General features: G+C 46.5%; 17 protein-coding genes. 9 read left to right on the top strand and 8 right to left on the bottom strand.

Annotated features, from left to right (window positions below):
- From DF182_RS21460 to DF182_RS21440, 5 genes are read right to left on the bottom strand one after another with little or no spacing between them, the layout of a single operon-like run.
- Nucleotides 1-699, bottom strand: coding sequence for a hypothetical protein (locus tag DF182_RS21460; protein ID WP_147243501.1), 699 nt, complete (start codon nt 697-699; stop codon nt 1-3).
- 22 nt (nt 700-721) lie between these two features.
- Nucleotides 722-7,411, bottom strand: coding sequence for a hypothetical protein (locus DF182_RS21455; RefSeq protein WP_113617852.1), 6,690 nt, complete (start codon nt 7,409-7,411; stop codon nt 722-724).
- Between the two features lie 13 nt (nt 7,412-7,424).
- Nucleotides 7,425-7,943, bottom strand: coding sequence for a hypothetical protein (locus DF182_RS21450; protein ID WP_113617851.1), 519 nt, complete (start codon nt 7,941-7,943; stop codon nt 7,425-7,427).
- The gene (locus DF182_RS21445; protein ID WP_113617850.1) at nt 7,933-9,015 is read right to left on the bottom strand and encodes a hypothetical protein; all 1,083 of its coding nucleotides are present in this window, start codon (nt 9,013-9,015) and stop codon (nt 7,933-7,935) included. Before DF182_RS21445 ends, DF182_RS21450 begins: the two co-directional genes overlap by 11 nt.
- Before the next feature lie 9 nt (nt 9,016-9,024).
- Entirely contained in the window at nt 9,025-11,388 is a 2,364-nt protein-coding gene (locus DF182_RS21440; protein WP_147243500.1) for a hypothetical protein, read from the bottom strand.
- Between the two features lie 372 nt (nt 11,389-11,760).
- Between DF182_RS21440 and DF182_RS21430 the strand changes: the two genes are divergently transcribed.
- Both DF182_RS21430 and DF182_RS21425 read left to right on the top strand, forming a co-directional pair.
- On the top strand, nt 11,761-13,227 hold the full coding sequence (locus DF182_RS21430; protein WP_113617847.1) for a hypothetical protein: 1,467 nt from the start codon (nt 11,761-11,763) through the stop codon (nt 13,225-13,227).
- Between the two features lie 63 nt (nt 13,228-13,290).
- Nucleotides 13,291-14,337 (top strand): glycoside hydrolase 5 family protein, encoded by a 1,047-nt coding sequence (locus DF182_RS21425; RefSeq protein WP_113617846.1) that lies wholly within the window; start codon nt 13,291-13,293, stop codon nt 14,335-14,337.
- A gap of 5 nt (nt 14,338-14,342) precedes the next feature.
- On the opposite strand, the gene DF182_RS21420 is transcribed toward DF182_RS21425, so the two are convergent.
- Nucleotides 14,343-14,993: a hypothetical protein gene (locus tag DF182_RS21420; RefSeq protein ID WP_147243499.1), complete on the bottom strand. Its 651-nt coding sequence runs from the start codon at nt 14,991-14,993 to the stop codon at nt 14,343-14,345.
- A gap of 179 nt (nt 14,994-15,172) precedes the next feature.
- On the opposite strand from DF182_RS21420, the gene DF182_RS21415 reads away from it, so the two are divergent.
- From DF182_RS21415 to DF182_RS21405, 3 genes are all read left to right on the top strand, one after another.
- Nucleotides 15,173-15,376 (top strand): hypothetical protein, encoded by a 204-nt coding sequence (locus DF182_RS21415; RefSeq protein WP_113617844.1) that lies wholly within the window; start codon nt 15,173-15,175, stop codon nt 15,374-15,376.
- A gap of 66 nt (nt 15,377-15,442) precedes the next feature.
- Nucleotides 15,443-16,645, top strand: coding sequence for a lanthionine synthetase LanC family protein (locus DF182_RS21410; RefSeq protein ID WP_161964209.1), 1,203 nt, complete (start codon nt 15,443-15,445; stop codon nt 16,643-16,645).
- Between the two features lie 69 nt (nt 16,646-16,714).
- Nucleotides 16,715-18,202, top strand: a complete 1,488-nt coding sequence (locus tag DF182_RS21405) for an amino acid permease (protein ID WP_211327179.1) — start codon at nt 16,715-16,717, stop codon at nt 18,200-18,202.
- Nucleotides 18,203-18,274: 72 nt separating this feature from the next.
- Here the strand turns inward: DF182_RS21405 and DF182_RS21400 are convergent, their stop codons facing one another.
- Nucleotides 18,275-19,771, bottom strand: a complete 1,497-nt coding sequence (locus tag DF182_RS21400; protein ID WP_113617842.1) for a LamG-like jellyroll fold domain-containing protein — start codon at nt 19,769-19,771, stop codon at nt 18,275-18,277.
- Between the two features lie 130 nt (nt 19,772-19,901).
- Here DF182_RS21400 and DF182_RS21395 point away from each other — a divergent pair, with 130 nt between their 5' ends.
- Together DF182_RS21395 and DF182_RS21390 are read left to right on the top strand one after the other, a co-directional pair.
- On the top strand, nt 19,902-21,533 hold the full coding sequence (locus DF182_RS21395; protein ID WP_113617841.1) for a hypothetical protein: 1,632 nt from the start codon (nt 19,902-19,904) through the stop codon (nt 21,531-21,533).
- Nucleotides 21,534-21,546: 13 nt separating this feature from the next.
- Complete coding sequence (locus DF182_RS21390) at nt 21,547-22,251, top strand: hypothetical protein (protein ID WP_113617840.1); 705 nt, start codon at nt 21,547-21,549, stop codon at nt 22,249-22,251.
- Between the two features lie 59 nt (nt 22,252-22,310).
- Here the strand turns inward: DF182_RS21390 and DF182_RS21385 are convergent, their stop codons facing one another.
- Nucleotides 22,311-23,099: a PepSY domain-containing protein gene (locus DF182_RS21385; RefSeq protein ID WP_113619677.1), complete on the bottom strand. Its 789-nt coding sequence runs from the start codon at nt 23,097-23,099 to the stop codon at nt 22,311-22,313.
- A 217-nt stretch (nt 23,100-23,316) separates the two neighbouring features.
- Between DF182_RS21385 and DF182_RS21380 the strand changes: the two genes are divergently transcribed.
- Together DF182_RS21380 and DF182_RS21375 are read left to right on the top strand one after the other, a co-directional pair.
- Nucleotides 23,317-24,396 carry a linear amide C-N hydrolase gene (locus tag DF182_RS21380; RefSeq protein ID WP_113617839.1) on the top strand — a complete coding sequence of 360 codons (1,080 nt, stop codon included), beginning with the start codon at nt 23,317-23,319 and terminating at the stop codon, nt 24,394-24,396.
- Nucleotides 24,397-24,576: 180 nt separating this feature from the next.
- The gene (locus DF182_RS21375) at nt 24,577-25,485 is read left to right on the top strand and encodes an AraC family transcriptional regulator (protein WP_113617838.1); all 909 of its coding nucleotides are present in this window, start codon (nt 24,577-24,579) and stop codon (nt 25,483-25,485) included.
- Nucleotides 25,486-25,512 lie beyond the last annotated feature (27 nt).

Here is a 25,512-nt window from a genome sequence, read left to right as displayed (position 1 = left end):
TTATAATTGATTAATCAGTTGATAGGAAGCATAGGCAGTTTGAAGGGTTGCCTTTTTCCCGTTTACCAACACATATTTTTTTTCAGAGAATATATCAGGGTTTGTTTTACCGGTAACATACTGGTAGTAATCCATCTGCATCTTCACCCGTTCCGGCCCGTTTTTTCCAACTCCCTGTTCCAGCTCCATGGTCATCTGTTTGATCAGGAATGACTGTGGATCATACACAAATTCATATTTCACCATACGGGGATCGGGCATACCAGTGATCTGCAGTACTTTCTGATTACCTCTTGCACTCAGAGCAAGGCTTACCTTGTCCTGTTGCAATCTTTCCAGGAGGGTGGCCAGATCAAATGCTGTGGCAGACTGCGCTTGTTTGGTATGTGTACCGGCCAGCAGCATGGTTTTGTCGGCATGATCAATGGTGAGCCAGTATTGTTTGTTCCGCACCAGTTCCATCGTTCCAATACGACAGTGATATTCCTGTTGCTGCAGGGAATAGATTGCCTGTTGCCGGTCTGTGATTTCCTGGGGTCTGGCAGCGGGGAACATGCTGATAGTTGCCTTGAATGATAGCGGCTCGTGTCCGTCATAGCGGGCAAATAGCGCGCGTGCTTCCTTCCAGGCATCCGTTTGGGCATGTGCGGCAAAAGCCACTAACAGGCAACATAATATGAGGGCGCATCTTGTTTTCATTATACGCTGATTAACCGGTTAACTATTGGATTTTGTAGGTACTTCTGCTTTCCTTGATGGTTACGATACCTTTCTCCGTTTCTTTTTTCACTCTGATCAGCACTCCGGCGTCATCGTATTCATAGAAGGTAGCGTAGTTGTTCTCATCCAGCTCTGCGGCCAGGAACATGTTATTACTATAGTAGGCATAACACCTCATTTCGCTGTCGAATGGCTGTATACGGATATCATCGAAGTAGGCAGTACCGCTCCTGGGGCTTAGTCTGACAGAGATGTCTGCGGCATTGTCAGGTACAGTAAACACCACTTCCACTTTACGCCAGCCCTCTACCTGTGGACCAGCAGAAGAGGAGGATACCAACACGTTGCCACCCGACAATATATCCAGCACGCCGGAAGCAGAACTATTCAATGACTGGTCTTTTACCCAGACACTCGCCAGGTAACGTTTCCCGGGTTTGGGTGTAAACGGACGAAGCGCTGCATTAGGTTTCGTATAGGCCTCTCCATTAGTATTGTAACTGAGGAAAGATAAGTCTGTGAGTACGTTCACATCCCGCTTGATAACGGCCGGGGCTGAGAGTTTCAGACTATAGCGGCCTGTGTGGGCAGCTTCTGTTACGGGTTTAATATTACGCAGCAGCAGTTTACGGAAATCAAAATGACCTTCGATGTTACAGGTATCTGCATTTGTAACACAGGTCTGAGAATAAGTGTAATCCTCAAAACCATCGTAGCCGATATCAGTGTTCATCGCATTGGAGGCCATCGCCACCTGTGTTGTTTGCAGATAACCGAATAACGCTGCGCTGTAGCGGCCCAATGCATCTTTCGACTCCAGCGTTCCCCCTTTGTTATTATACTTCAGATATTCATTCGACATCACCCAGCTGGGGTAGGCCTTTGTGTCAACCTGCCTGAACATACCATTACTGTAACTCCAGAACGGAATGAAAGAAGTGAAGATACCTGAACGGCGTATGTTGGTCACACCTTCGGCTGCACTTTCAGGCAACTGCCTACGGGAATCGTGATATGCGAATTGCTGCCATGGACGCCAGTTGCCCAGTATACCCGCCACATAAGGATTGACGGCGGTAGGTTGCCATGCAGGGATACGATCCAGTAATCTGATACAATGCAGCCCATCTTCAGCGGGGAAATAGTTGATGGGACAACCACTGATAGCGTCACCTACCTGGAAATATCTATCGCGCATGTTTCTGGTAGAGAAAATAACATTCAGATCGTTACGACTGGTAGCATTCACCAATTCCTGAGAAGTATTGTTATAAACCTCAGCGCCAAAACCAGCAGCATCTTCAAAATTCATTCCTTCCAGGAAAATAGTGTGGGTGCCGGCAGTTAGCATAACGGGATATATATGCCACCAGTAAAAGGCTGCTGCATAGCTTGTATTAGTATGGACGCCCATGGCTTTGGCATCCATACTCACCACCACTACCCCATCAATAGTGATCCGGATAGTGTTATCTCCCCCCATGCCAATGTAATAGAGTTTGGAAACCGGAACGTTCAACGTAGTTTTGAAACCTACCCACTTATTCAATGCAATATCCTCATCCTTGCAGGACCATACAGCACAGTAATTCATAGGCCCATCTGTATCGGTCCTGGCCGCATTCCTCCAGAAAGTGCTATTAACCACCGTATCAGGCCCTATTCCATTCAGGCTGTAGCCACCACTTTTATAAATACGCGTACCTGCCCAGGAATAAGCCGAATGTCCTTTTGCACAGGCTATAATACTGTCCGGTTTTTGCCGTGGAATTGAATCATATTTTTCACAGTACAAACCATCCTGGCTTTTAACATATCCAGCCGGACAGCCGCAGGGTTGTGCTTGTGGTACCTGCCACTGGTCTTTATAAGTAACCGCGCTCACATTCAACACCTGGCTGAATGCCGTTAAATCAATCTTTCCAGCCTTAATCGGATTACGCAACGCCAACACAGTACCAATCGGAAGTGCAGCCAGATTTCGTTTTCCTGACCGGGTCACTTTCAATGTAGCGTTACTAAAAGTTTGTGTATTACCGGCTGCATCAATTACGTAGAGCGCATCACCGCCTTCCGGCTGTGATATCCAGCCTTTCATATTGTGTGCTCCATCCATTACTTCATCACCTGGATTAAGAAGGCCTGCAGGGATATTCTGCAGCTGCCGGGTAGCATTGGTAGTTACACCACTCAGCTCCAGCCCTATGTTGCGATAGGCTTGCCCCATACCATTATAAGCCCAGTGCGCCGGATAGATAAGGTTATATACCGGATCATCAAATTCATTGTAAGTCCTGGTCAGCAGCACTCCTCCTGTTTCACTGTCCCATGCCAGGTTTTCAGTAGATACAGAAGAGCCGTCTTTCATCACCCGTGTTTTTTCCATCAGACCGAATTTCTGAATCACCTTTACCGTGCTGGCGGATCTGAACTGACGTGTTTCGATATTAGGACCTATACCCGGATAGAAATAAGGGATCGGGAATATCCAGGCCATAAAAGCACCACCACTGGCATGCACACTACCGCCGATGTTATCGGTCCGCTGTTCACGCATATCGGTAAACACTTCGATCTCTTCACCTATACGTCCCTGTTTCAGAGAGCCATCAGGTTGCAATAACAGCGCTTCATTCTTAACCCTTTGCTGAGCAGCCAGTGGATTATCTGTTTTGAAAATATATTCAGCAGAAGATATTTTACCTCCACCTCTGTTGTAAACAGCCTCACCTTTCATCTTGCCATGCATATCATTCAGCTCTACGGAATATCCCTGAGAAACCCCCACTGAATTTTCCACTTTCACCTTAAAGATGTTCAGGATGGGAGAAGGACGATAGTCCTGCTGTTCCTTGTCCATCTTCTTCACTATTACCGGGAAGTCTTTGGCTGTATAAAACTCCGTTACCGCATAGCCGCTCCTGTTATTATAATTATCCGCACCTACACTTTTTATCGTCACCTTACTGTATCCAACATTGGCTGCCGGGAAATAGGCTTCACCAATAGGATCTTCCATGTAGTAATAATCATTCAGCCCCAGGAATCCGGGTTTGCTTTGATAAGGGAAAGGCTGACGGAAAGGATTTTCATCATTACCGATCATGGGCTCGTAAGCCGCTACACCACTGGAAATGGTCATAGGCTGCCCCTTTTCATCGTTGCCGGTAGTTGTATAACCATAATCCTGTCCGTAAGAACCTTCCGGCATATTTTCTCCGGACATGGCCTGCCAGTTGTCTGACATACGGATAGCCTTCACCCTGCTACCACCGCCCAGTTTGGTGAAAGATGGTGCATACAGACGCACCCATGATTTGTTTAAGTTGATTTTATTGGCGAAGGATTTACGTTCTGCCCTGCTGTCAAAATTCTCCACCAGTTCTTTCACATTGCCCAAAGCCGCCACCAGCGCACGGATGATCTGTGTAGCATCACCATCCAGATCATCTGTATCAGAACCAGGATAAGCATACACGGGCAGGTTCAGCCGGAGATATTGCCAGGCTGTTTTGCTGATGGGGTTCACGCCTTCTACCTTGTCCAGCGTAACAGCCGCTGTATTGGCATCCACCAGCCTCACCTTTTTGATGGTACCATAACCAGGAATCATTTCTTCATGCCCTTTACCATCAAGGTCAGTGAGACATTTGAAGTACAACCGCTCCATTCCCTGGAAATAACGGTACATCAGCTCCTGCTGACTGTTCACCGGCTTCGGAAGATTCACCAGCACCTCATTTGCCTGTATCATACCGGTAGACTGCCCCTTATTGTCCAAACCAGCCACCATACACATCTGCATGGCACGTTTGTTTTGCACATAGGCGTAATCGTCCGATTCGTAGGTAACATTGATATGTCCGCCGGTGGGCAGGTCTACCCTGCTAATCTGCCACAGTGCAGCATTCTCATCTGCTCTGGCTTTATCTTGTGTCGTATAGGGAAATTCATCGTTGCGTAAACCAGTGCTGTTTTCTGTAGTGCTTTTAAAAGTACCCCAGCGGTCAGCCTGTTTGTGCCCATAGTCTACTGCCACACCATTCACTTTATCATTGTAGGTAAACACATAAGGCTGTAAAGCTCCTTTACGATTGGCTCCGAAAGTGAAATACACTTTCTTCAGCGTCAGTTTTCCTTTGCGGGCGTTGATGTCCACACCGTTCACCATCACCGCATTTCCGGTATTGTTAGGGATATTACCACAGAGCGAATAATCATATTCGAAATGCACTGTTTTAACAGGCACCGCTTTATCTTTTCTCTCCAGCAGATCGGCTTTGGTAAAAAGATCAATATGGTCCAGGTATTGTTGACGTACAGCTGTATTCTTTCCACCGGCACTGCTCAGTACACCTAAACCATCTTCTCTGTCTTTGAGGTAGAACATGGCCACCATGGTCTTGGATTCTATGGAATGCATATACCAGATCTCCTTCTGACCATAGGTGTAGTTGGCTTTATCATCTTTAAGATCACTCAGCAGGTCTTCGTTGAAGTTGGCACTGTCTTTTTCGTAAGGAGTGCGCCAGGCGAAGTTATCAGCGATCTTCGTATAGTTAAACTTCACAGCGGTACCAGGATCATCGTCAGAAATGCCGTTACCGGTGAGGTCTGTATAATCCGGTGACAGAATGCCTGTCAACAGGTAGGCATAAGCAAAGGGAGGTAAGGTCTGTTTATTACAGTAACGATCACGCCCGATGTCATTACCACCTGTATCATCTTTTCCACTCCGATACTTTACAAGGCCTCTGGCCTTGTTTCCATTGGAAGGATCCACGCTGAAAGACGCTTCTGTTTGTGACTGATTATATACAGGGATGCCAAACACGGTCCTTACACCCTGATCATCTGTAGTCGTGATTTCTCCGATATGATGTCCGGGTTTATTACGGGTATAGCGGATGATTTTATTGTCATCACAACCGGCCACCACCAGCTGGTTTTTGGGATAGCTGTTGAGGGTTTTGTCGAGGCCATAGGTAGCTGCTTCCTGCATGTTCAGCTGATTGAACACGTGGTTACGGGCTTCTCTTTTGCTTCTTTTCCAGGGCTGATTCAGATCCACGCCAGCGCCGCTGCCTGTAATCACCCGGTTGAGTGCTCTTACATCCCGGCCCCTGCGGATGTCCACTCTGAAAGGGTCTTCATTGTTTAAAGAAGCATAATAATCTTCATCCACCGGCATCTGTTCACCTACCCGTTTAAAATAAGCAGGCTCCATCAGCGGATTGTTTTTATCTGCGGCAGTAAATTGTCCTTTTGACAAGTAATCATTCTGGTCCTGCCACTTACCGGCGGAAGTAGTCACTTTCTGGGCGTAGATATCCACACCACCCTGGAAAATGTTACCAGCACCTATTTCCACGCCAAGTGAACCGGAGAAACTATTGTTAACACCGCGGTGATCAAAGAAAACGCCGGAGCCATTGCGGTACAGCTTGTACTGATGACTACCTTTCTGGCTGGAAGCTGTGAACAGGTCGGGAGTGCTTACCGGTATTGGCAGATAAGGTACTCCGTCCTGATAGGGAATATCATTTTCGCGGTTAAAATCCATCAGCGCATAAGCATCCTGCTGGCCACGTTGAGCATTGAGTAATCCATAGGCTTTCAGCGATTGTATACGCTGGGCCACTGTTTGCCGCATATAATAACCACTCAGCGCACCTTTGATATGTATACCAAAAACGGCAGGTCCAAAGCTGGCACTGAAGGTATAAGACTGATTATTAAAAGGTGTATTAATGATAGGCGTATAACTCTGACGGGCAAACGATATAGAAGAGGATTGGGAAGAACCACCGCTGGACACTGTTTCCAGCATCTTTTTTTTATCGTCCTTGGGATCCGCTACTTCTTTATAGGTTGTACCGGTAACAGAACCTGTCAGTGTCAGCGCCTGCATACCACTGCGTGAGTTGTAGGATGTACCGATTGACAACCCGGAAGTCACTTCTTTCAGATCTTTGGAACGATTGCTGATAGCCAGATTGACAGATGGTTTGATACTGGCGCCCGACTGCGAATTGGAGTTAATACCCAGCGACAATGATGCTGATCCACCGGAAGAAGCACCAGTAGCAGGAGCGGTCCCCGTAGCAGGTGCACTGGTATTTCCACTACCAGCGCCGGCGCTATTTGAGCCGGAAGCCATCTCTGTCAGTTTGATACCAACATTGGCTCCTACTTCTGCTCCCCATCCTCTGTAGGAGTTTTTGAACAATCCAATGTTCACACTGAGGTGTAACAGTTTCCCCAGCCCCCAGAACTCCGGATATATTTCGAGGTTACCACCACCGGTCACATCATCTTTTACATTAAACTCCTTGGTCACCACATCACCATTAAAATCATCGGGTAAACCCCGCATCTGGCGGTTCATCACACCAGGGCTTAAAGACCAGCCCAGCCCTACCCAGCCGGCTTCTTCATCCATGCCCGCACCACCGCGATAGGACAGATTTACCGGGTATCCGCCTACATCCAGCAGCGGAAGGTTGTAGCTGAAGTCACCGGAAAAAAGGTCCACCATATCTGAGGTACCTGCCGGCGAAAACCCTTTCATCTCCGGCTGTGCAGGCCCCGAGGTAAGCGCCCACGCAATCGTTGGCGTAGCCAGCTGTGTCAGAAAAACAAACAACAAAAACAGGGCAATAGGCTTTCTGAACTTAACAAAGCGGTTCATGAAAAATAATTTTTTAGTATAGGGTAACATCAAGATTTCGTTGACTGAAGCTGAACGCATGCTGATTATATTTCAACAGCAGATCATGTTTCGCAGCACTACGCCGGTAAAACACCAGCATATATTCTGTTGAACTGGCCTTCCCATTGGCAATAGGCTGACACAGACCACATACCAGCGTATCTTTCCCACTCTGCAGAGTAAACTGATTAGCCATGTCATAAATAACGCTTTCGGGTATACGTTTTCCATTCATCTCAAACCGGAAATAATAACAGCTATCAAACTGCTGACGGAGGCTGTCGCAGTTGACGGTTCCATTACCGCAACCAGCCAGCAACAGCTGATAATCCAGCGGGAACAGCTGTGCCGTATATACCGTATCCTGCTCCTGCTGCCGCTGCACCAGTCCATGCGCAGGATCACTGATATACTGTACAAACTTCTCAGGGCTTCGGAAATGCCCGGGCTTACAAGACAGATACAGGATACTACAACACAGCAGCAGGTAAAACAATCGTTTAGTCAGCATAGTTGAATTTTAAGACCAGCTCCGTACTTCCAACATTATTTATTTTCAACAGGTAGTGATGGCCATTGATGAAAGATGAATTGCTTTCCAGACGCAGGTCTATCAGGTTAACGCCCGTCTGCATATGTACTTTGGGTAGTTTCTTAATCGGTGTCAAAGGATCCGACAGATCGATGATGCTATAGTCCAGCTTACCACCTTTATAAGGATTATTGAAAGAGAAATGTAGCACCTGTTTAGCCAAGTAGTAGCTACCTTCCAGTACAGGCTTGGCTTCGCGATAGCTATCCTTTTCCTGTACAGCAGTATCACACTTCACTGTAAAACGCCATATCTCAGAGCGGGTGATCACCAGGTCCCGGCTGTGTACAAATACCTGCCAGGCATATGACTGTCCCTGTACCAGATCAGGTACTTGTGGCGGATAAGTGATAAACTGCTGACGCAGGTCTGCAATATTGATCAGTGGCTTGTTCTGAGCCAGTGCTGTGGCAGCATCCTGTTTGTCGGCAATAGGTGCTACAACAATACGGTAACGGGTATCCGGTGTTACCGGTACCGGCGGCTGCCAGCTGAAGGATGGTCTGGTATTACATATTTCATCTCCGTTGTAAGGATCAATCAGCAGCAAGGGCGTGGCCGGCAGTATGGTCTGATGATAACAGTTTTCATGAATTTCAGGGTCCGGTTTGAATCCCTTTTCGAGATATTGAAAACAGTATTCAAATTCTCCTTCGGGGAAACGGCCTGTCTGGCTCAGCATCGGTACTGCGGTACTTTCACCAAACCGGATCGTGCTGTTGCTGAGCATATTTCTTTGTAAGCGGTTAGCGCCCTGTCTCAGCGGGAAATCTTGCAGATATACATTCACCACAGTACGGCCCATCCCATCTTTTACCAGGATACGGAAAGAACCCATCAGCTCTCTGGGGCCGGCATTCACCACCTGTGCCATCGTCAGACCTTCCAGGGTCTGGCCGTGCAGGGCAGGTTCAAAACTGATATTTACCTGTGCCCTTACCGCACCCATCGTACAGAGCATGCCTATCAGGAAAGCCAGAATCTTTTTCATAGTAGGGATTTAGAAGTTATACTTGATGCTCCAGTCTACACGTACCAGGTCATCATAATAGGTTTCATATTGTTTGATATTAAAGCGGCAGTCTACAAACAAACTCATCGCCAGATGGCTGTTCAGATTTGCTGAAAGGCTTTGACGGAAGCCGGCCTGCTCATAAAAACGTTGCATATTGCTGTAGTTCAAACCAGACGTGGAACTGATCTTCTTACCCAGCATATAGGTAATCCCTATATCTGTATTCAGTAAACTGTTCAGATAGGCAGGGCCGCCAGGATTCTGCGAATAGGTATAGGTGACATTACCGTACAACAACTGCTGTCCTATCGTTACCGACTGCATAGAGGTAATGGTAGCTGCTTTCAGATTGGCAGTACTATCACCGGCCCACAGATAACGGCTACGGTTATACGTAAGACTCATGGTATTGCGGTAAAAAGTATTCCGCAACCGTTTCTGGAAAGAAAACTCTCCCGTAATACGGTCTGTTACATTATTATTACGGCGCTCAGTGGGAGTTATATGCACTCCTCTTACCGGCTGGTAGCGGAAGGATAACTGCTGGCTGTTTGTCAGTCGTATCCTCGTTTCCAGCAGGTAGCTGTTATTACGCCAGCGGCTCGATGGCATGGTAGAGAAGGCATAATCCCGCCAGTTGCCCCGGGCATTGATCACCAGCTTATTTTTCATAAATGATTTACGAAGAGATAACGCTCCTTCCGTAGTGCCACCAGGCATAAAAGCGGCGCCGGGATTATAGTACGCAGAGGCAACCTTAGACACATTAGCTTCTACATTCAAAGCCTGTTTGGTGAATTCTCCACTGTAACTGGCTATCACAGCCACACTTTGACCAAAGTTTTTCATATCGGCCAAACCAGCCAGGGCAGAACGTTTGTTGCCTACCGTATCATTACCATATAACGCATCCGTGAGCACCGCGGAAGATTTAGACAACTCCACTGATACCACTGATGTTTCATTGATACGGAAACGATTGCTCAAACCCATTACCATACTCGATTTGGACGGCATCTCAAAAGTACCTTCCGGATGCGGCACCTTCGATTGGCGGAAATTAAAGATGGACAGATGTATATGATCTTCCTTTAAAGCGCCACGCCCCACTCTTATACCACTGGCTATATGATCATTGGGCCGCATCATGGAGAAGTAGGGCCTGTCATACACCGCAGGCAGGTCCCGCTCTTTGCCTACCAGCAAAAACAGGTATTTATTCTCTTTAAAAAACTCCATGCTGACACCGTTGGTGAGATAACCATTGAGCGACAAAGGACTGAGGGTGATAGTATGTTGTCCCATATTCATACTATTGACATACAGGAATATTTTTTCAAGTCCGCTGAGCGGTAAACGGTCTGCTGCCAGCTGTTGCAGGCTGGATGGGTCATTCAGCATCCGGCTGAGCTGTTGCGCTCTAGCTGCTTCTTCACTGTTCAAACGATTCTCCAGATCTACGAGATTCATCTGTTTTTGTAATGCCTGATATTTTTTATAATAGGAAAGCAGCTTATAAAACATCGCTATTTCCTTTTTAAGACCCGGAATCATGGCAGTATCACGGGCATCCAGCGTTCCGGAAGAAAGGTTTGTCTCGAGCTGTTTCAGATAACGTTGTTTCTCGGCTATTTTGTTGCTGTAATCGTTTCCTATGATAGACTGAAATACACCACCCACGTTGCGGGTAGAAAAATCACGGATGGTATCCAGTCCCGGCAGGCGTTGCTGAAAACCAGCCATAAAGTCCTGTTTCATGGAATCCAGGGTACGCGACACTGTTTTTTCTGCGGCCTGCCTGGCCAGCTGCAACAGCTTATCTTTCGGTATCTCCTTATCTATCTTTATTTTTCCGGCCAGTTGTTTACGGTAATTATCCAGAAAAGCTTCCTTATCGAAAGTCACCTGAAAATTGTTAGTATAACTAACAGAAGGATAACTATAGTTCTGATGCAGAAATTTAACAGCCAATGGTATTTTGGCTACCTGTATACTACCCTCCAGCATCAGGCGGTTGAGCATATAATAACCGGTACCCCAATAGGTACGGTCTACTTGTGTTTCCTGTGTCACTGCCAGCTTATGACTGGACAGTATTTCCTTCAGGGAAGGCTTTTCGACAGAAGGCAAACTAATGGCTTGTTTTATTCGTTGTTTTACACCTGACAAAGGAGACCTGACTGTGTTCGACAAAGTCGACAAACTACGTTTACCCGTTTCCGTTACAACACCGGATGCTGTACGGATAATAGAATCTTTCACCAATGCAACAACAGGTACAGAATCCTGTGACAGCAAGGGAAAAGTGGGCAATTGGCTGACCTGGCCAGCAGCATTTATGCTTTCCACACACAACAGACAGTTAACAATAATCAAAGCGAAAACACGAAACCTGCAAGCTCTTTGGTATAGGGTTGAGCTGGTTAACATTTATTAGGGTTCTGTTAGGCTAAAGATAAACCGCCGCATTATAAATCAAAAAATATTTACGCTGCATTTCATACTAAAAAACCTAAATGCCTTATTATGAAAATATTGTGTCCCGATATTTTTTTATCATGAAAACAATAATCGCATCTACTGAGGAACAAAAAAACAATAATCCTCCCAAAACCTTTACACTGCTACATTTTCGCAGTGTAAAAAGATAACATAACTTAGCTAAAACTGACAAAATAAAAGCAGTGGTATTGCTTAATATTAAAAGTAAATATTGTTGCTATGCCTTCTTCCCCTCAAACCTTCCGTCAATATATAATGAAGGAAGCTGATAACCGGCGTTATCTTAAAATAGCAGCAGCGGGACTTATCCTGCAGCTGGTTATTTTTAAAATTCTGTATCCTTTTGGTGACTATTTCTCTGATTCCTATAGCTATCTCTATGCAGCCATTACTAAGATGAAGGTAAACCTGTGGCCTATTGGTTACACCTATTTCCTGCGGCTGTTTCATCACATCAGTCATTCCGATACAGCATTGGTGGCTTTTCAATATCTGCTGGCACAATGCTCCGCCCTTTACCTGTTTTTTACTGCAGGTTATCTTTTCCAAATGAGCGAACAAGTCAGGAAGGTGGTATTTTATGTACTGGTATTTAATCCGCTGATTCTGTATATCTGTAATTATATTTCCAGTGACGGATTGTTTCTGGCGCTGAGTCTGATCTGGTTTACCCAACTACTCTGGCTGATATACCGGCCCACGCTTTGGCTGATACTGGCACATACGGTGATCATCGCTATCGCATTTACAGTGCGTTACAATGCAATGTATTATCCTTTAATAACAGCGCTGGCATTAGTATTGTCCAGCCAGAAAATATATTATAAAATACTGGGCATCATATTACCGCTGGTATTGATTTATTCCTTTGTCAATTTTACCAGTGAAGAATCCAGGAAGATTACCGGCACTCGCCAGTTTTCTGTTTTTGGTGGATGGCAGATGGCCAACAATGCCCTGTATATGTTCCCACACCTGAAAGAATTTCCCGAACCTCCTGCCGATTGTAAGGCATTCCATCAGGAGGTAGTCTATTTCTTCACGCGTGTAGCCGCCCATACAATGCCCGTATCCCCTATCGATGGAGCTGTTTACCTCAAACATCCCAATGCGCCGCTGAAACATTATATGGCAAAACAGTATGGTACCAAAACTGACAGCACAGGCGGCATACAGTCCTGGGGCTCTGTATCGCCCATATATGCAGAATATGGAAGTTATATGATACGGCAGCATCCTTTTTACTTCGCCCGCTACTTCCTGCTTCCCAATACTTTCAACTATTTTATCCCACCACTCGAAAAGTTAACAGAATACAACCTGGGGACCGACGAAGCAGCACCAGTAGCGATCTTTTGGTTTAATTATTCTTCCAAAAAACTATCTGCCGTTTCGCTCAATGGGCAAAAGGGACTTTTGTTTTTCTTCCCCATCCTCTTCGGGTTGCTGAACCTGCTGTTCATATGGATCATTATCCGGTGGCTGATATCCAAGGCATACAAAGAGGCAAACATTTCCACTAAAAAGGCGCTCTGGCTGGTGCTGGCCACCTTACTGGTAAATGCAGGATTCAGTATCCTGGCTTCTCCTATTGTTTTCCGCTACCAGGTATTTGCGATGATCATCTGCCTGGTATTCATTGGGGTATTGCTCGATAAACTTAAACAGGAGCTACAGCTCACATGAATTAACATTGCCAAATAGAAAGGATATTGGATATTTGACGCCGTTAACAACAAACAACTTGTCATGAGGTATCCTATCCTGTTTATTGCGCTTATGTTTATATTGTCCGGCCACGTTTACGGCCAGGCTGCCTGGTCAGCTGAAAAGGCCAATGCCTGGTATCAGCAGCAGGGATGGCTCAGAGGGGCCAACTTTATCCCTTCTAGCGCCGTCAACCAGCTGGAAATGTGGCAGGAAGCTACCTTCGATCCACAGACTATTGACCGGGAGCTGGGTTATGCACAGGCCACCGGTTTTAACATCATGCGTGTTTATCTACATCACGTAGCGTGGCAGCAAGACAGAGCAGGTTTCAAAAAAAGATTACAACAATACCTTGACCTGGCACAAAAACATCAGATCAAAACCATGTTCGTTTTTTTTGATGACTGCTGGAGAGATAGTTACCAGGCGGGCCCTCAGCCACAGCCCATTCCCGGCGTACATAACAGCGGATGGCTGAAAGACCCGGGTGGTCTGATCGACCGCGACAGTACCCTCATGGATACACTGAGTATTTATGTAAAGGATATCATCCGGACTTTTAAAGATGATGACCGGGTAGCTATCTGGGATTTGTATAATGAACCGGGGCATTTTAAACATGGCGCCAAAAGCTGGCCCCTGCTGAAAAATGTAGTAGCCTGGGCCAGAGCAGAAGCACCAAAGCAGCCTATTACCATCGGTATCTGGAACAAGGAATTCACAGACTTCAACCAATACCAGCTAGAGAACTCAGACATCATCACTTTTCATAATTACCGGGACAGCGCCTCCATGCGGGAAGCTATCGATACACTCCTGACTTACAACAGACCGCTGATCTGCTCTGAATATATGAAACGGCCCAACAACAGCACTTTCGCTACCCATCTGCCCATGATGAAAGCAGCCAACGTAGGAGCCATCAACTGGGGGCTGGTAGCCGGCAAAAGCCAGACCAACTACCCCCAGGGAAATAAAGGTGGAGAACCCGAACCTGCAATCTGGTACCATGATATCTTCCGGACAGACGGTACCCCGTTTGATAAGGAGGAAACAGACTTCATCCGGAAGATCACCAGCCGTTGATTTTATCAACGGGAATACAAAGGGCTGCGTTTTAATACATACGCTAAAGTAGGTTTGTGGGAGTCTACAGTATCCCCGAGAGACTCTCTGTTTTTGCTATACACAGCAACGCCTTGGTCATTGTATATTTTCAGATCGAGCGAGGTTTGATAATCCTGGGAATACATAACAGAACTCGTGCTGGTGCCGGTATTGACGCCGGTGCCTGGAGATGATGATCTGGAAATGGTTTCAGTAGTTTGGTGTATGGACACCATTCCATCTATGACATAGGCTACACCCAGTATCCTGCAGATTTCGTCCATGCCGTACTTCATCATATCAGCCTGGGTGATGCCTGCTTTATTGAGCAGTACAATGGTTTGCCGGGGCTCCATAATGGTATACTTACCGGCATGTTCTCTCAGGATGGCATAACATTCATTCTGCACCTGCATGCCGGTTTCTTCCGGAAGGAGATGTCCGTTTTGGGTGACCGTAAATGGCAATATAGCCACTTTACGCTGGGAGCCAGCAGCTGCAGGCGCTGGCAACCGGGTGTCGGATTTTTCGCCCGGCCCCTCTTCGTTGTTTTTCACAATAACGTCTGCCTTGTTTTGGGCCAGTACAGTAACAGATAATAACAAGGGAGTGATAATACTCAATAAGCGGTTCATAAAAAACGGTTTGACGTAGAAGTCATAAGCACAAAGCATTCCAAACTGCAGCAACTTTCCATGTATGCTTTTGCCGAATAGCGCAGCATTAATATGCTTATATTTGTTAAACACCAAGAATCAATCGATAGTCCCTGTAATTATTCCCTCAGCTTTCAGAACCCAAAAACTATAATTGTATGCAATCACAAAAACTTGCCCTCGACAAAAAACTCTTCCTGCAAAAACAAACCGTTGCCGTAATGACCAGTGCCAATACAGACGTAGTACAGGCACCTCAGGCTGTTAGTGCTCCTTTTCACACTGCGCTCTCCACGGCTTCCCCTTTACGTTGTTACCCTTGCTGCCAGCAGGGAATTACCATCGCAGGCTGTTACAACTGATCTGTTTTTTCCACTAAAGTGATATGGCAGGCCATGTCCTGCCATATCTGTTTTAAGTCCGAACATATGACAACCCACGCTGTGCTGGCCCGTATCTACAACGATAATCTACGGCTGCTGGAAACAAAGGCCTATGACCCCTATTATGCCGAAAGTTTGTTTAAAGGTCCCTGGGGCGCACTGTTTTATCTGTTTTATTACGAACGATATATTGACAATCGTGAACAGCATGCCGTGAAATGGCTGCAAACACTATACAATACGTTACAACCGCAACCAACGGCAGACTACTCCTACTGCAGCGGCCCTACCGGCGTGTTCTGGTTATTACATCATCTTCACCATCACCAGTTTATTGATATAGATATTGAATGGCTCGCATCAGACTTTATCGCCAACGCTATCCGCGAAAGTGATCAGCATCTCTCCCAGCACAACTTTGATCTGCTGCATGGAAGTGCCGGCATCTGTCATTACCTGCTGGCTTATCATCAGCAGAAAGCCGTTCGTGCACACCTGGAAAAATTTGCAGACACCCTGCTCACCGCAAGCCGGATGACAGATAAAGGCCGTAGTCTGCCGGTTTTTGTAATGTTTGAAACACCGGTGGAAACTGGTGTGGATACTTTCAGCCTGGCACATGGCACCTGCAGTTTATTGATCCTGCTGGGAAAGATGTATCAAGCAGATATTGCCTCCAACACCTGCAAACAGCTGATAACAGAATGTATCTCTTTTATGTGGAACCATCAGAACGAGCGCCGGCCGGAAGTTCCGCATGCCCTCTTTCCCGGTATCCTAGACGGACAACAGCCGTTTAGCCGGCTGTCGTGGTGTTACGGCGATTTTAATGTGGCGCTGGCCTTATGGCACTGCGGACATTACCTCCAGGAAGATCAATGGAAACAGCAGGCGCTGGACGTGATGCGTTATTCCCTCAACAGAAACACTGATGCTACCGCCGGTATTGTGGATGCCTGTCTCTGTCATGGCTCCGCAGGCGTCGCTGCCTTCTACCGTAAGTTCTGGTATGCTACCCAGGAACCCGCTTTTTACGCAGCAGCAGAACATTGGCATAACAATACACTGGAGAAAGTGCTTTTCTCCGAAGAGCCACATATTCACGGCATCCGTGGTTGGGAAGGAATAGACAAACAGTGGGAATACTGCTGGGACCTGCTGGATGGCAGCAGTGGCATAGGCCTCTCCCTGTTGTCACATATCCAACCCGGGCCACTGCCCTGGGATGAAGCCCTGTTGCTGTCTTGATTGACAGGCTGAAAAAATCCCCGTTAAATGCTATTTTTTCAGGGGTTAAATTAGCAGAAGTTTACATTTTTGAAGAAATTACTACATCTTGCAACCTTACCCACCGTTTTTACCTTGGAACTGACAAAGACAAAAGAACAACCAACTGAGCAAAAGCTCAAAAGAGGACTACAAAACAGACATATTCAGCTGATTGCCCTGGGTGGTGCTATTGGTACCGGCCTGTTTCTGGGCATTGGCTCCGCAGCTGTACTGGCAGGACCTTCTGTTATTTTAGGTTATGCTATGGCTGGTGTGATTGCTTTCTTTATCATGCGCCAACTGGGCGAGATGGTAGTAGAAGAACCAGTGTCCGGCAGTTTCAGCCACTTTGCCTATAAATACTGGGGCACCTTCGCTGGCTTTGCCTCCGGCTGGAATTACTGGATATTGTATATCCTGGTAAGCATGTCTGAGTTAACAGCTATTGGTGTATATGTACATTTCTGGTGGCCCGAAATTCCGCTATGGACGACCAGCTTGTTCTTTTTTATTGCTATCAATGCGCTGAACCTCAGCTCTGTAAAGGTTTATGGAGAAGCAGAATTCTGGTTCTCTATCGTTAAGGTGGCAGCTATCATCTCCATGATTGTATTCGGTATCTACCTGCTGGTAAGTGGCAGCGGCGGCCCGCAGGCCAGCGTACAAAACCTCTGGAATGATGGTGGTTTCTTCCCTAAAGGGCTGCTGGACAAAGATGCGCAAGGCAATTTCCAGGGCCTGTTTGCAGCCATTGCCATGATCATGTTCTCCTTCGGTGGGCTGGAACTGATCGGTATTACCGCTGCAGAAGCAGATAAACCGGAAAAGACCATTCCCAAGGCTACCAACCAGGTAATATACCGCATCCTGATCTTTTACGTAGGTGCCCTCATCATCCTCTTCTCCCTGTCTCCCTGGAAAAACATTACCACAGACAGCAGTCCTTTTGTGATGGTATTTGAAAGCCTGAAAGGCTTCCAGTTCAGCCTTTTCGGCAAAACCATCTATTTCACCAGCCTGATCGCCAATGTGCTCAACCTGATTGTGCTCACTGCTGCACTATCTGTATACAACAGCTGCGTGTACAGCAACAGCCGTATGTTATACGGCCTTGCAGAACAAGGCAACGCACCCGCGTTTTTATCACAGCTCAATAAAAATCATGTGCCTGTAAAGGCTATCCTGGTATCCGGATTATTTGCAGCCATCTGCATCGTGATCAATAAACTGATCCCTGAAAAAGCCCTGGAAGTGCTGATGTCGCTGGTTGTTTCAACCCTGATCATCAATTGGCTGATGATCAGTGTAGTGCACCTTAAATTCAAAAAGCATAAAAAAGCGGAACAGGTAAAAACAAAATTCCCTTCTTTTATCTATCCTCTTTCCAACTATATCTGCCTCATATTCCTGATAGGCATCCTGGTGCTGATGTGGATGACAGGCATGAAACTCCCGGTAGAACTGATCCCTTGCTGGGTCATCTTCCTGTATCTCTGTTATCTGATAGTAAAAAAACAAAAAGCAGCCAGGGCTTAAACCTGACTGCTCCTTCCTAAAAACCTTATCAGGCGTAATATTAATGCTCCTGATAAGGTTTTTTAGTTTAAACTATTCCACACTAAAAACGGTCACCAACGCAGCATGATCCGAGGGATACCGAACCGGATGGCTGGTAATGGTGAATGATTTTACCGGACGTAGTTTTCCTTTATAATAAATATAATCAATGCGATCTTTAAAGGCTTGCGGGAACTGCGGGCTCCAGGTAATGCCTCTGTCTTTCAGCGGGTCGGGGTGTATCTTTCTGTAGCTGTCAGTGAAACCAGCTTCGAGCATAAGCCGGCTTTGCGGGAAAGGGACCACATAACCATGATTGAGAGAACGGGTACTCTCTACCCAGTCCAGATGGGAACCACTGTTAAGATCTCCGCAGAAAATGACCGGCACTGTTTCAGCATTATCGATATAGGGTCTGATCACCTTTAGTGTGGCTTTCAGCTGGGCGGCATTGTGTTTTTCCATGCCAGCCACCAGGGTGTCTATGTTAAGAGGCTGGTTTTTCTCCAGCATATCCCAGTAGTCGAATGGGTAACTGAGCCAGTTGGTGATAAAAGCGATTTTTTGCTGTTGATTTAAACGGATATAGGCGCCACCGTTAAAGAAAGGTCTATCACCATCCAACGTTTCTCCGATGGGGAAACGGCTCATGATACTGAGGTTATTGCTACGCAGATAAAAATAATAACCCAGCGCGTCTGCAATTTTTTCTCCGGAGCCATAGGTTTCCTGCATGGATACAATATCTGCCCCCGACTGGCGGATGATATCCGTTATCCGTTGTGGTCCTGTGCCTTTACCGGTTTCATTGCCGCCATGCCAGATGTTGTAGTTCATAACGGTGAGCTGTTTTCCTGGTTGTAATGTCATCTCCGGCTGTGGAGTGAAATAGCGCGCATAGGAACTCCGGACCTGTTGCGGAGAAAGCACGGTTTTGTATATCAACAGTTCGTCCAGTGCGCCATTAAAGGTATTCCACTCAGCGATGTCACCACCTGGAATGCCGCCCGCATAAAGCGGCCCCGGAGAATTAGCCGCAGGGATGCCCGGTATATGATAAATCGCCATTTGCCGGCCATCCAGATAAAAGGCGGCCTCCTGTTTAGCGGCATCAAAACTATAGGTCAACTGATGCCATCTGCCATCACGGACACTTTGCCGCTGTGGCGTGGGATAGTAAGTGTAGCCCGTGTTACCGTTCCTGATTTCCCAATACCAGGCGCCATTGGCCTGTACACCTATTTTCCAGCCGGTCTGCTTAGGATCATCAGATGTAGTGGTGGAAAGCAGGACATAACTTTCGTTGTCTGCTGCCGCTTTGGTCCAACATTGCACCGTATAGGAGCCTTCATATTGTTGTAATACAGCCGGCAACATTACCGGCTTTCGCACTGCCACGCTGCTGCCGAGGTTAAGAGCGGTACCGCTCACACCCGGGCATGTCTGCCATGCGGTGTCCTGATTGAAGGGCTGTTGATAGGCAGGTGTTTGCCCGGAAAGGGTTAACGCCGCAAGAGAAATTGCGATGGTTAATAATACATTTTTCATTGTTCATCCTGTTATTTATTGGAATAGATACTGTACAAAGAACTTATCCAAATTAAATATAAAGCAATAACACATGAAATTTAACTATATATTTGCAGCTTTTTATCCCTAACCTAAACATTTACCTGCAATGCTTCGCTTCTGGAAGTATCTGTTACTCTGTAGCATGGTCATGCATGCCATCTCAACATTAGCACAAACAGACAGCTCACAAAAAAAGAACCCGCGTATTATTACGGTTCCTAAGAAAAAGCCCAACAGCACCAAACTGGAACTGGTATACAAAACCGTAGAATATACCGGACGGAGGTCTAACGGCTCAACGTATACGAATATAGTGGATGTGCCTTTTGTACGAATCAACGACAAAAAACCGGTAGAAATAGACCGAAAAGGAAAGCTGTTGATGGATTATTATTCCAGGTGTCCCCAGGCACAGGACCTGATTAATAAGATGCACAAACAGCAGAGAGCTGGCACGGCTATCATGATTTCAGGCTGTGTAGTTGGTGTGGTGACCGCGTTCAGCGGCCTTATCGCCTCTGCAGGAGAAGGCAAATCCGGCTCACCCTTTATGGTACGTTTCGGTATTGGCGCCGGAGTGGCTACTGTGGCCACTTTCACAGCCTGGGCCAAAACGAGGAAAAGCAAAGAGTACTTGCATCAATCTGTGGATGCATATAACGCCAACTGTTATATTCCGCCGGTAAAGGATTCCACCGCTACTCCTGCCCCGGTAATTACCAGTGCTACCAATACACCGGTATCTCCCAAAAAATATTACCAGGACACCATTCTGTATGAACTGCTCAGAAACGAGCCGGCAGCCTCAGGCCTGTCCGGTATCAGTCTGCATCTCGCCAATGTTGATATAGGACCTAACCTGAACATCGGTTCCGGCATCGGCGTCTTTTATACTTACAGAAGCCTTTTCGGGGCCAGTCTGGATTACAACTATGCCTTTCTGGACAATATGGGCGACAAAAGTGGTAATAAAGGTAAACCCGGACCCAATCAAAGCTGGGGCCTTCCTGCCAGTTACCGCAAAGCCAACAGACTGGAATTACGCACCAAACTGCTGCTGACTTCCTGGGAAAAACAAAGCAGTTATCATGTTGTTGCCGGTACTACAAAGATTGGAGGCAGTACAGCCACCGTGGGTGGTAGGATAAAAGCCCGTAAACTAAAAGGTATCACACTGAGGACTGGCTTCCAGCTGGACAACCGGGTGATGGATCCCGACAACAGCGGTACGCAGATGTCTTCTTTCGTCACCAGCACTCCTCCCTATCAATACCACGTAGACGGGCAAGTGGAAGAACTATCACGCAATTTGTCCAGCTCCACAGCGATGTTACATTCCGGTATCGCAGCCGTGGGTATTGGGCTCAGTACCTTTACCGATCTGAAGGTGGCCTTTAAAGATGAAACCTATAAAGGTAGAAGTGAAGAAAAAACCCAGCATGATCTTTACATCGATATGTTATATGCACCTGTATTAAAGGTAGAAGATATGATCTTCTATCAAAGCCTCTATGAACAAGGCATTCATATGCCGCAGCGGCTTGATCTCTCTCCTACGCCGCTGAGCAGAGCAGGTGCACGTCTTGGTTACAGTGTTATGGGAATGAACAATCATTTCGGTATCCGGTACAATCTTGAACTGGGCATCCGTCCGGGTATCAAAGGCAATAATATTTCCAGCAACGCTTACCTGCAGATAACCGCCGGATTCATCTTCGGCGGCAGATTCAACCATTAACAACCAATAAAACATGAGATACCACCTTATACTATTTATCATCCCGGCTTTATGGCTAATGGGTTGTGTCAAAAAAAATCCATGCAACCAGCAGGCCAATCCGAAAATCACCTTCAACCAGGGTCTGAAAGCCGGCGAAGAGCTACAATTGTCCGTTTCGGGCGTAGACGATATCAGCGCCTGCTATTGGTATGGACCCAATAAATTTGCAGCCAACGGGCAACAAGTCAGTATTCCAAACGTAACGGGCGACGCTGCAGGCGTTTATACGGTAGACGTAGCCACTACAGAGGGTTGTATTTATACCGTTTCCTCCGACTCCATTGTTATCAACAACATAGAGGCGCCTTGTAGCACTCAACCCAATACCATTACGTTAGATGGATTGGGGAAATTCTCATTCTATTTCGTCAGCTATGATAAACAATACAGTTTTACCGGCAATGCCAGTGGGGCAGATCTGACACTTACTTTCCGCAGGGTGCCGGTTTCCGGCATCTATACCGTTAAATACTCTCCGGAATTCATCAACGACGTAGGTATCCGGCTGGTAGCGCGTAATCTGTTATGGGGAGTAAGAGACTACACCAAACTCATTGTGAATGTGGTTGATGGTAAATTGATCGCCACACTCTGTAACGTCAATGTAACCGCGTCAGATGGCTCCTACTCATTTAAAAGCGTACTCTCTTTTAATATGACCGCAGATTTGAAATAAATTAAACTGTCTTTGCAAAGGCTGCTTCCACAACAGGAAGCAGCCTTTTTCGTTTTAGCTTATACCAGTGCTCTTTTAGCTATTTTTTTCCTTTTCTTAAAAAGGCTGGTGCTGATACCCCATAACAGGAATCCGGATACAACAGTTATCAGTCCCAGTATAGAAAAAGCACGCAGCAGGAGGTTACCGAAATTATCCCTTCCCTGATAGTCCATGGTATGGAGCATCCACAGGAAGTCGAAGGCCCTCCATTTGTTATTACGGAATTTCTGCACGGTACCCAGGTCGGTGGCTACGTATACGGTGGTGGCGGAGGGATGTTCAAAAGTAACAGCATATGCCGGCAGCGGGCTTTCCCTGTATTCGTGGTGGCTGTGGGTGGATGTCAGATACTCCACAGATTTAACTGCAGGTGTTCCGTTAAACCGGCTGCTGGCCACTGCGATGGCTTCTTCCCGGCTTAATGCCGGCCGGAGCTGACCGGTGGTGGCATCAGCCAGGTAGGTAGTGTAGGCAGCCCTGTTGGTATGTCCTTCATGTTCATGCACCATATGCCGGCCCTTCACCTGATATACCGGTTTTCCCAGGATCTGTATCAGTTGCACGGCCGCAAAGGAGTCGGCCTGGTGGATCTTCCGGATATTATCCAGCGCCACGGAAGGGGATACCAGCTGCAGGTTGCCCGACAGCAGCGGCTCCGCTTTTTTCTGGAAGTCACCATGTACATCGTCCATATTGCTCCAGCTGAAATACAGTCCGCCGATGGTCCAGAACAGGAATTGTATGCCCAGCAACAGCCCCAGGTAACGGTGTGACTTCCGGATGTAATAGTGTTTGCTTTTCGCCATAAAATACAGGTTGATAAAAATAGTCAGCATCAACGCCGGCAGCCGCCGGGTTTCGTTCGCATGGCGCCAAAAGTAAACAGCAATTTGAAAAAATCGTTATATAATTTACAGGAAATCCTTACATAATTTTCAGATTTATCCGGCGCTGAAATCTTTTAAACAAACCTTGTTAATCCTTGTTTTTATTTCAGTTTTTATCACCCCACAACTTCTTTTTATGAAGATCAGATTCATTATCCCCCTAACCTTACTATTCCTGACACAGGTATTATTTTGTTCTCACGTTAATGCCTGTACCGGAATTTTTCTGAAAGCCGGAGACGGTGCCTTTGTATGCGCCCGCACCATGGAATATTCTGTTGACCTGGAATCACAGGTCATTATTTTCCCCCGCAACTACCCTTTTAATGCAGTAAGCCCCGATGGTGGCAATAAAGGATTGTCCTGGAAAACAAAATACGCCATGGTAGGCATCAATGCCCTCGGTAAAGATGCTCTTGCCGAAGGCATGAACGAAAAAGGACTGTCAGTAGGGTTGTTCTACTTCACAGGTTATGCCGGTTACATGGATGTTCCGGCAAAAAAAATAGGTAAGTCCATCAGTGCAACCGACGTATCTGCCTGGCTGTTATCCAGTTTTACAACCGTAGATGAAGTAAAAAAAGCGGTGGACAGCGGTATCCTGATCAACAAAGGCATCCCCTTATATATCAACGGGGGTATTCCTTTCCCACTACATTACAAGGTGCATGATGCCCAAGGTAAATCGCTGGTAATCGAATGTGTAGGCGGTAAACTCTATACCTATAATAACCCGTTGGGTGTACTGACCAATTCCCCCACTTTCGACTGGCATATGACCAATCTGCGTAACTACGTAAATCTGAAACCAACCAATGCATCGCTTGTGAAGATGACAGGAGACGGCCAAAATATGGGCAACAGCAGCGGATTGATGGGACTACCAGGTGATTTTACCGCTCCTTCCCGTTTTATCCGTGCGGTAGCCTATACACAAAGCATGGAGCCTAGCCTCAACGCTTACGAGGCTGTTACCCAGGCTTTTCATATTCTTAATTCTTTTGATATCCCCAAAGGAGTGATCAGAAACGCTTCCCTACCAAGAAACAATGAATATACACTATGGACCAGTGCAAGCGACCTGAAAAACAAACGGTTTTATTTTCATACGTTCTACAACAGAACTCCGCATGTGATAGATCTGATGAAATACGTGAACACCAATAAAGTACTGACTTTTCCGATGGACGCTCCTGAGGAACTCGTACAAAACTAAAAGATCTCCCCCTTTCCCCATACGCTCCTGTAATCTTTTTTAAAGTAGATTGCAGGAGCGATTTTTTTGGCCCGGACCTAACCGACTTTCTGACCAACATTACCGACTTATTAACCTTTGATAACAAAACAGATCGGCAGAACTTCGCATCGTCCGGAGAAACAGCAACCCGATTAACGTATGGCACACAGGAAAGAGCACAGAGCGATTATCAAACAGGCTGAATTCATGCGCAGCAATGGATTTGATGATGTACTGGGCATTGGACTCTATGTAACCACTGACGTAAAAATGTCGGATTACAACAAAATAGAATTTAATTTCAGGTCAGACTTCACCAGTATCCTGCTGATCCATCAAGGGACAATGAAAGGCTCTCTGGACCGGGAAGTATACACACTGGAACCCAACGATCTGCTGCTGATTGCTCCTCATACCATGAAAAAGTCCATTAGTACGGGAGAGGGATGTATAGGCTCCGGCCTTAACTTCACACTCGACTTCCTGGTGGAAATAGGTTTACCGGCCAACAAAATGGAGCTGTATGATTATTTCACTTCCAAATATTCCCCTCACTGGAAACTTTCCGTTACCGATGCCAACATCCTGCGGACACATTTCCGGCACCTGGAGGCCCGCATGGAAGAACTGAAACAACAACTACCCTTTGCGCGGGAAAAACTGCAGCATACCTTTCTGCTGTTCCTGTACGAACTGGCCGCACTGAGTTATCGGTACACACAGCTGAAAAACCCGAATATCTCCAGAAAAGAAAGCCTGGTGATCAGTTTCACCAATCTGGTACAGGTACAGTTCAGACATCAGCGCAATTTAAAACAGTATGCAGAGCAACTGTTTGTAACCGCCAAATACCTGACAGAAACTGTTAAAGAGATCACCGGCAAAAATGCCGGCGAAATCATCGACGATTATGTAGTGCTGGAAGCCAAATTGTTGCTCGACAATCCGAGACTCAGTATTGCAGAGATAGCAGAAACCCTGCACTTCAGTGATCAGTCTTTCTTTGGCAAATTTTTCAAACGACATACCGGTTATTCGCCGCGTGCCTTCAGGACGCTGGGGCACTGATCGTTTTCCCCTGAAAATTTCTTGTTA

The sequence above is a fragment of the Chitinophaga flava genome (assembly GCF_003308995.1).
Lineage (GTDB): Bacteria > Bacteroidota > Bacteroidia > Chitinophagales > Chitinophagaceae > Chitinophaga > Chitinophaga flava.
This window is presented reverse-complemented; position numbering and strand designations above follow the sequence as displayed.

What these genes read in the sequence shown, in the direction of transcription:
- DF182_RS21375 (WP_113617838.1), top strand. Translation starts at nt 24,577, where the DNA reads ATGGCACACAGGAAAGAGCACAGAGCGATTATCAAACAGGCTGAATTC.
- DF182_RS21445 (WP_113617850.1), bottom strand. Translation starts at nt 9,015, where the DNA reads ATGAAAAAGATTCTGGCTTTCCTGATAGGCATGCTCTGTACGATGGGT.
- DF182_RS21455 (WP_113617852.1), bottom strand. Translation starts at nt 7,411, where the DNA reads ATGAACCGCTTTGTTAAGTTCAGAAAGCCTATTGCCCTGTTTTTGTTG.
- DF182_RS21430 (WP_113617847.1), top strand. Translation starts at nt 11,761, where the DNA reads ATGCCTTCTTCCCCTCAAACCTTCCGTCAATATATAATGAAGGAAGCT.
- DF182_RS21390 (WP_113617840.1), top strand. Translation starts at nt 21,547, where the DNA reads ATGAGATACCACCTTATACTATTTATCATCCCGGCTTTATGGCTAATG.
- DF182_RS21450 (WP_113617851.1), bottom strand. Translation starts at nt 7,943, where the DNA reads ATGCTGACTAAACGATTGTTTTACCTGCTGCTGTGTTGTAGTATCCTG.
- DF182_RS21410 (WP_161964209.1), top strand. Translation starts at nt 15,443, where the DNA reads ATGACAACCCACGCTGTGCTGGCCCGTATCTACAACGATAATCTACGG.
- DF182_RS21400 (WP_113617842.1), bottom strand. Translation starts at nt 19,771, where the DNA reads ATGAAAAATGTATTATTAACCATCGCAATTTCTCTTGCGGCGTTAACC.
- DF182_RS21460 (WP_147243501.1), bottom strand. Translation starts at nt 699, where the DNA reads ATGAAAACAAGATGCGCCCTCATATTATGTTGCCTGTTAGTGGCTTTT.
- DF182_RS21385 (WP_113619677.1), bottom strand. Translation starts at nt 23,099, where the DNA reads ATGGCGAAAAGCAAACACTATTACATCCGGAAGTCACACCGTTACCTG.
- DF182_RS21420 (WP_147243499.1), bottom strand. Translation starts at nt 14,993, where the DNA reads ATGAACCGCTTATTGAGTATTATCACTCCCTTGTTATTATCTGTTACT.
- DF182_RS21415 (WP_113617844.1), top strand. Translation starts at nt 15,173, where the DNA reads ATGCAATCACAAAAACTTGCCCTCGACAAAAAACTCTTCCTGCAAAAA.
- DF182_RS21395 (WP_113617841.1), top strand. Translation starts at nt 19,902, where the DNA reads ATGCTTCGCTTCTGGAAGTATCTGTTACTCTGTAGCATGGTCATGCAT.
- DF182_RS21425 (WP_113617846.1), top strand. Translation starts at nt 13,291, where the DNA reads ATGAGGTATCCTATCCTGTTTATTGCGCTTATGTTTATATTGTCCGGC.
- DF182_RS21380 (WP_113617839.1), top strand. Translation starts at nt 23,317, where the DNA reads ATGAAGATCAGATTCATTATCCCCCTAACCTTACTATTCCTGACACAG.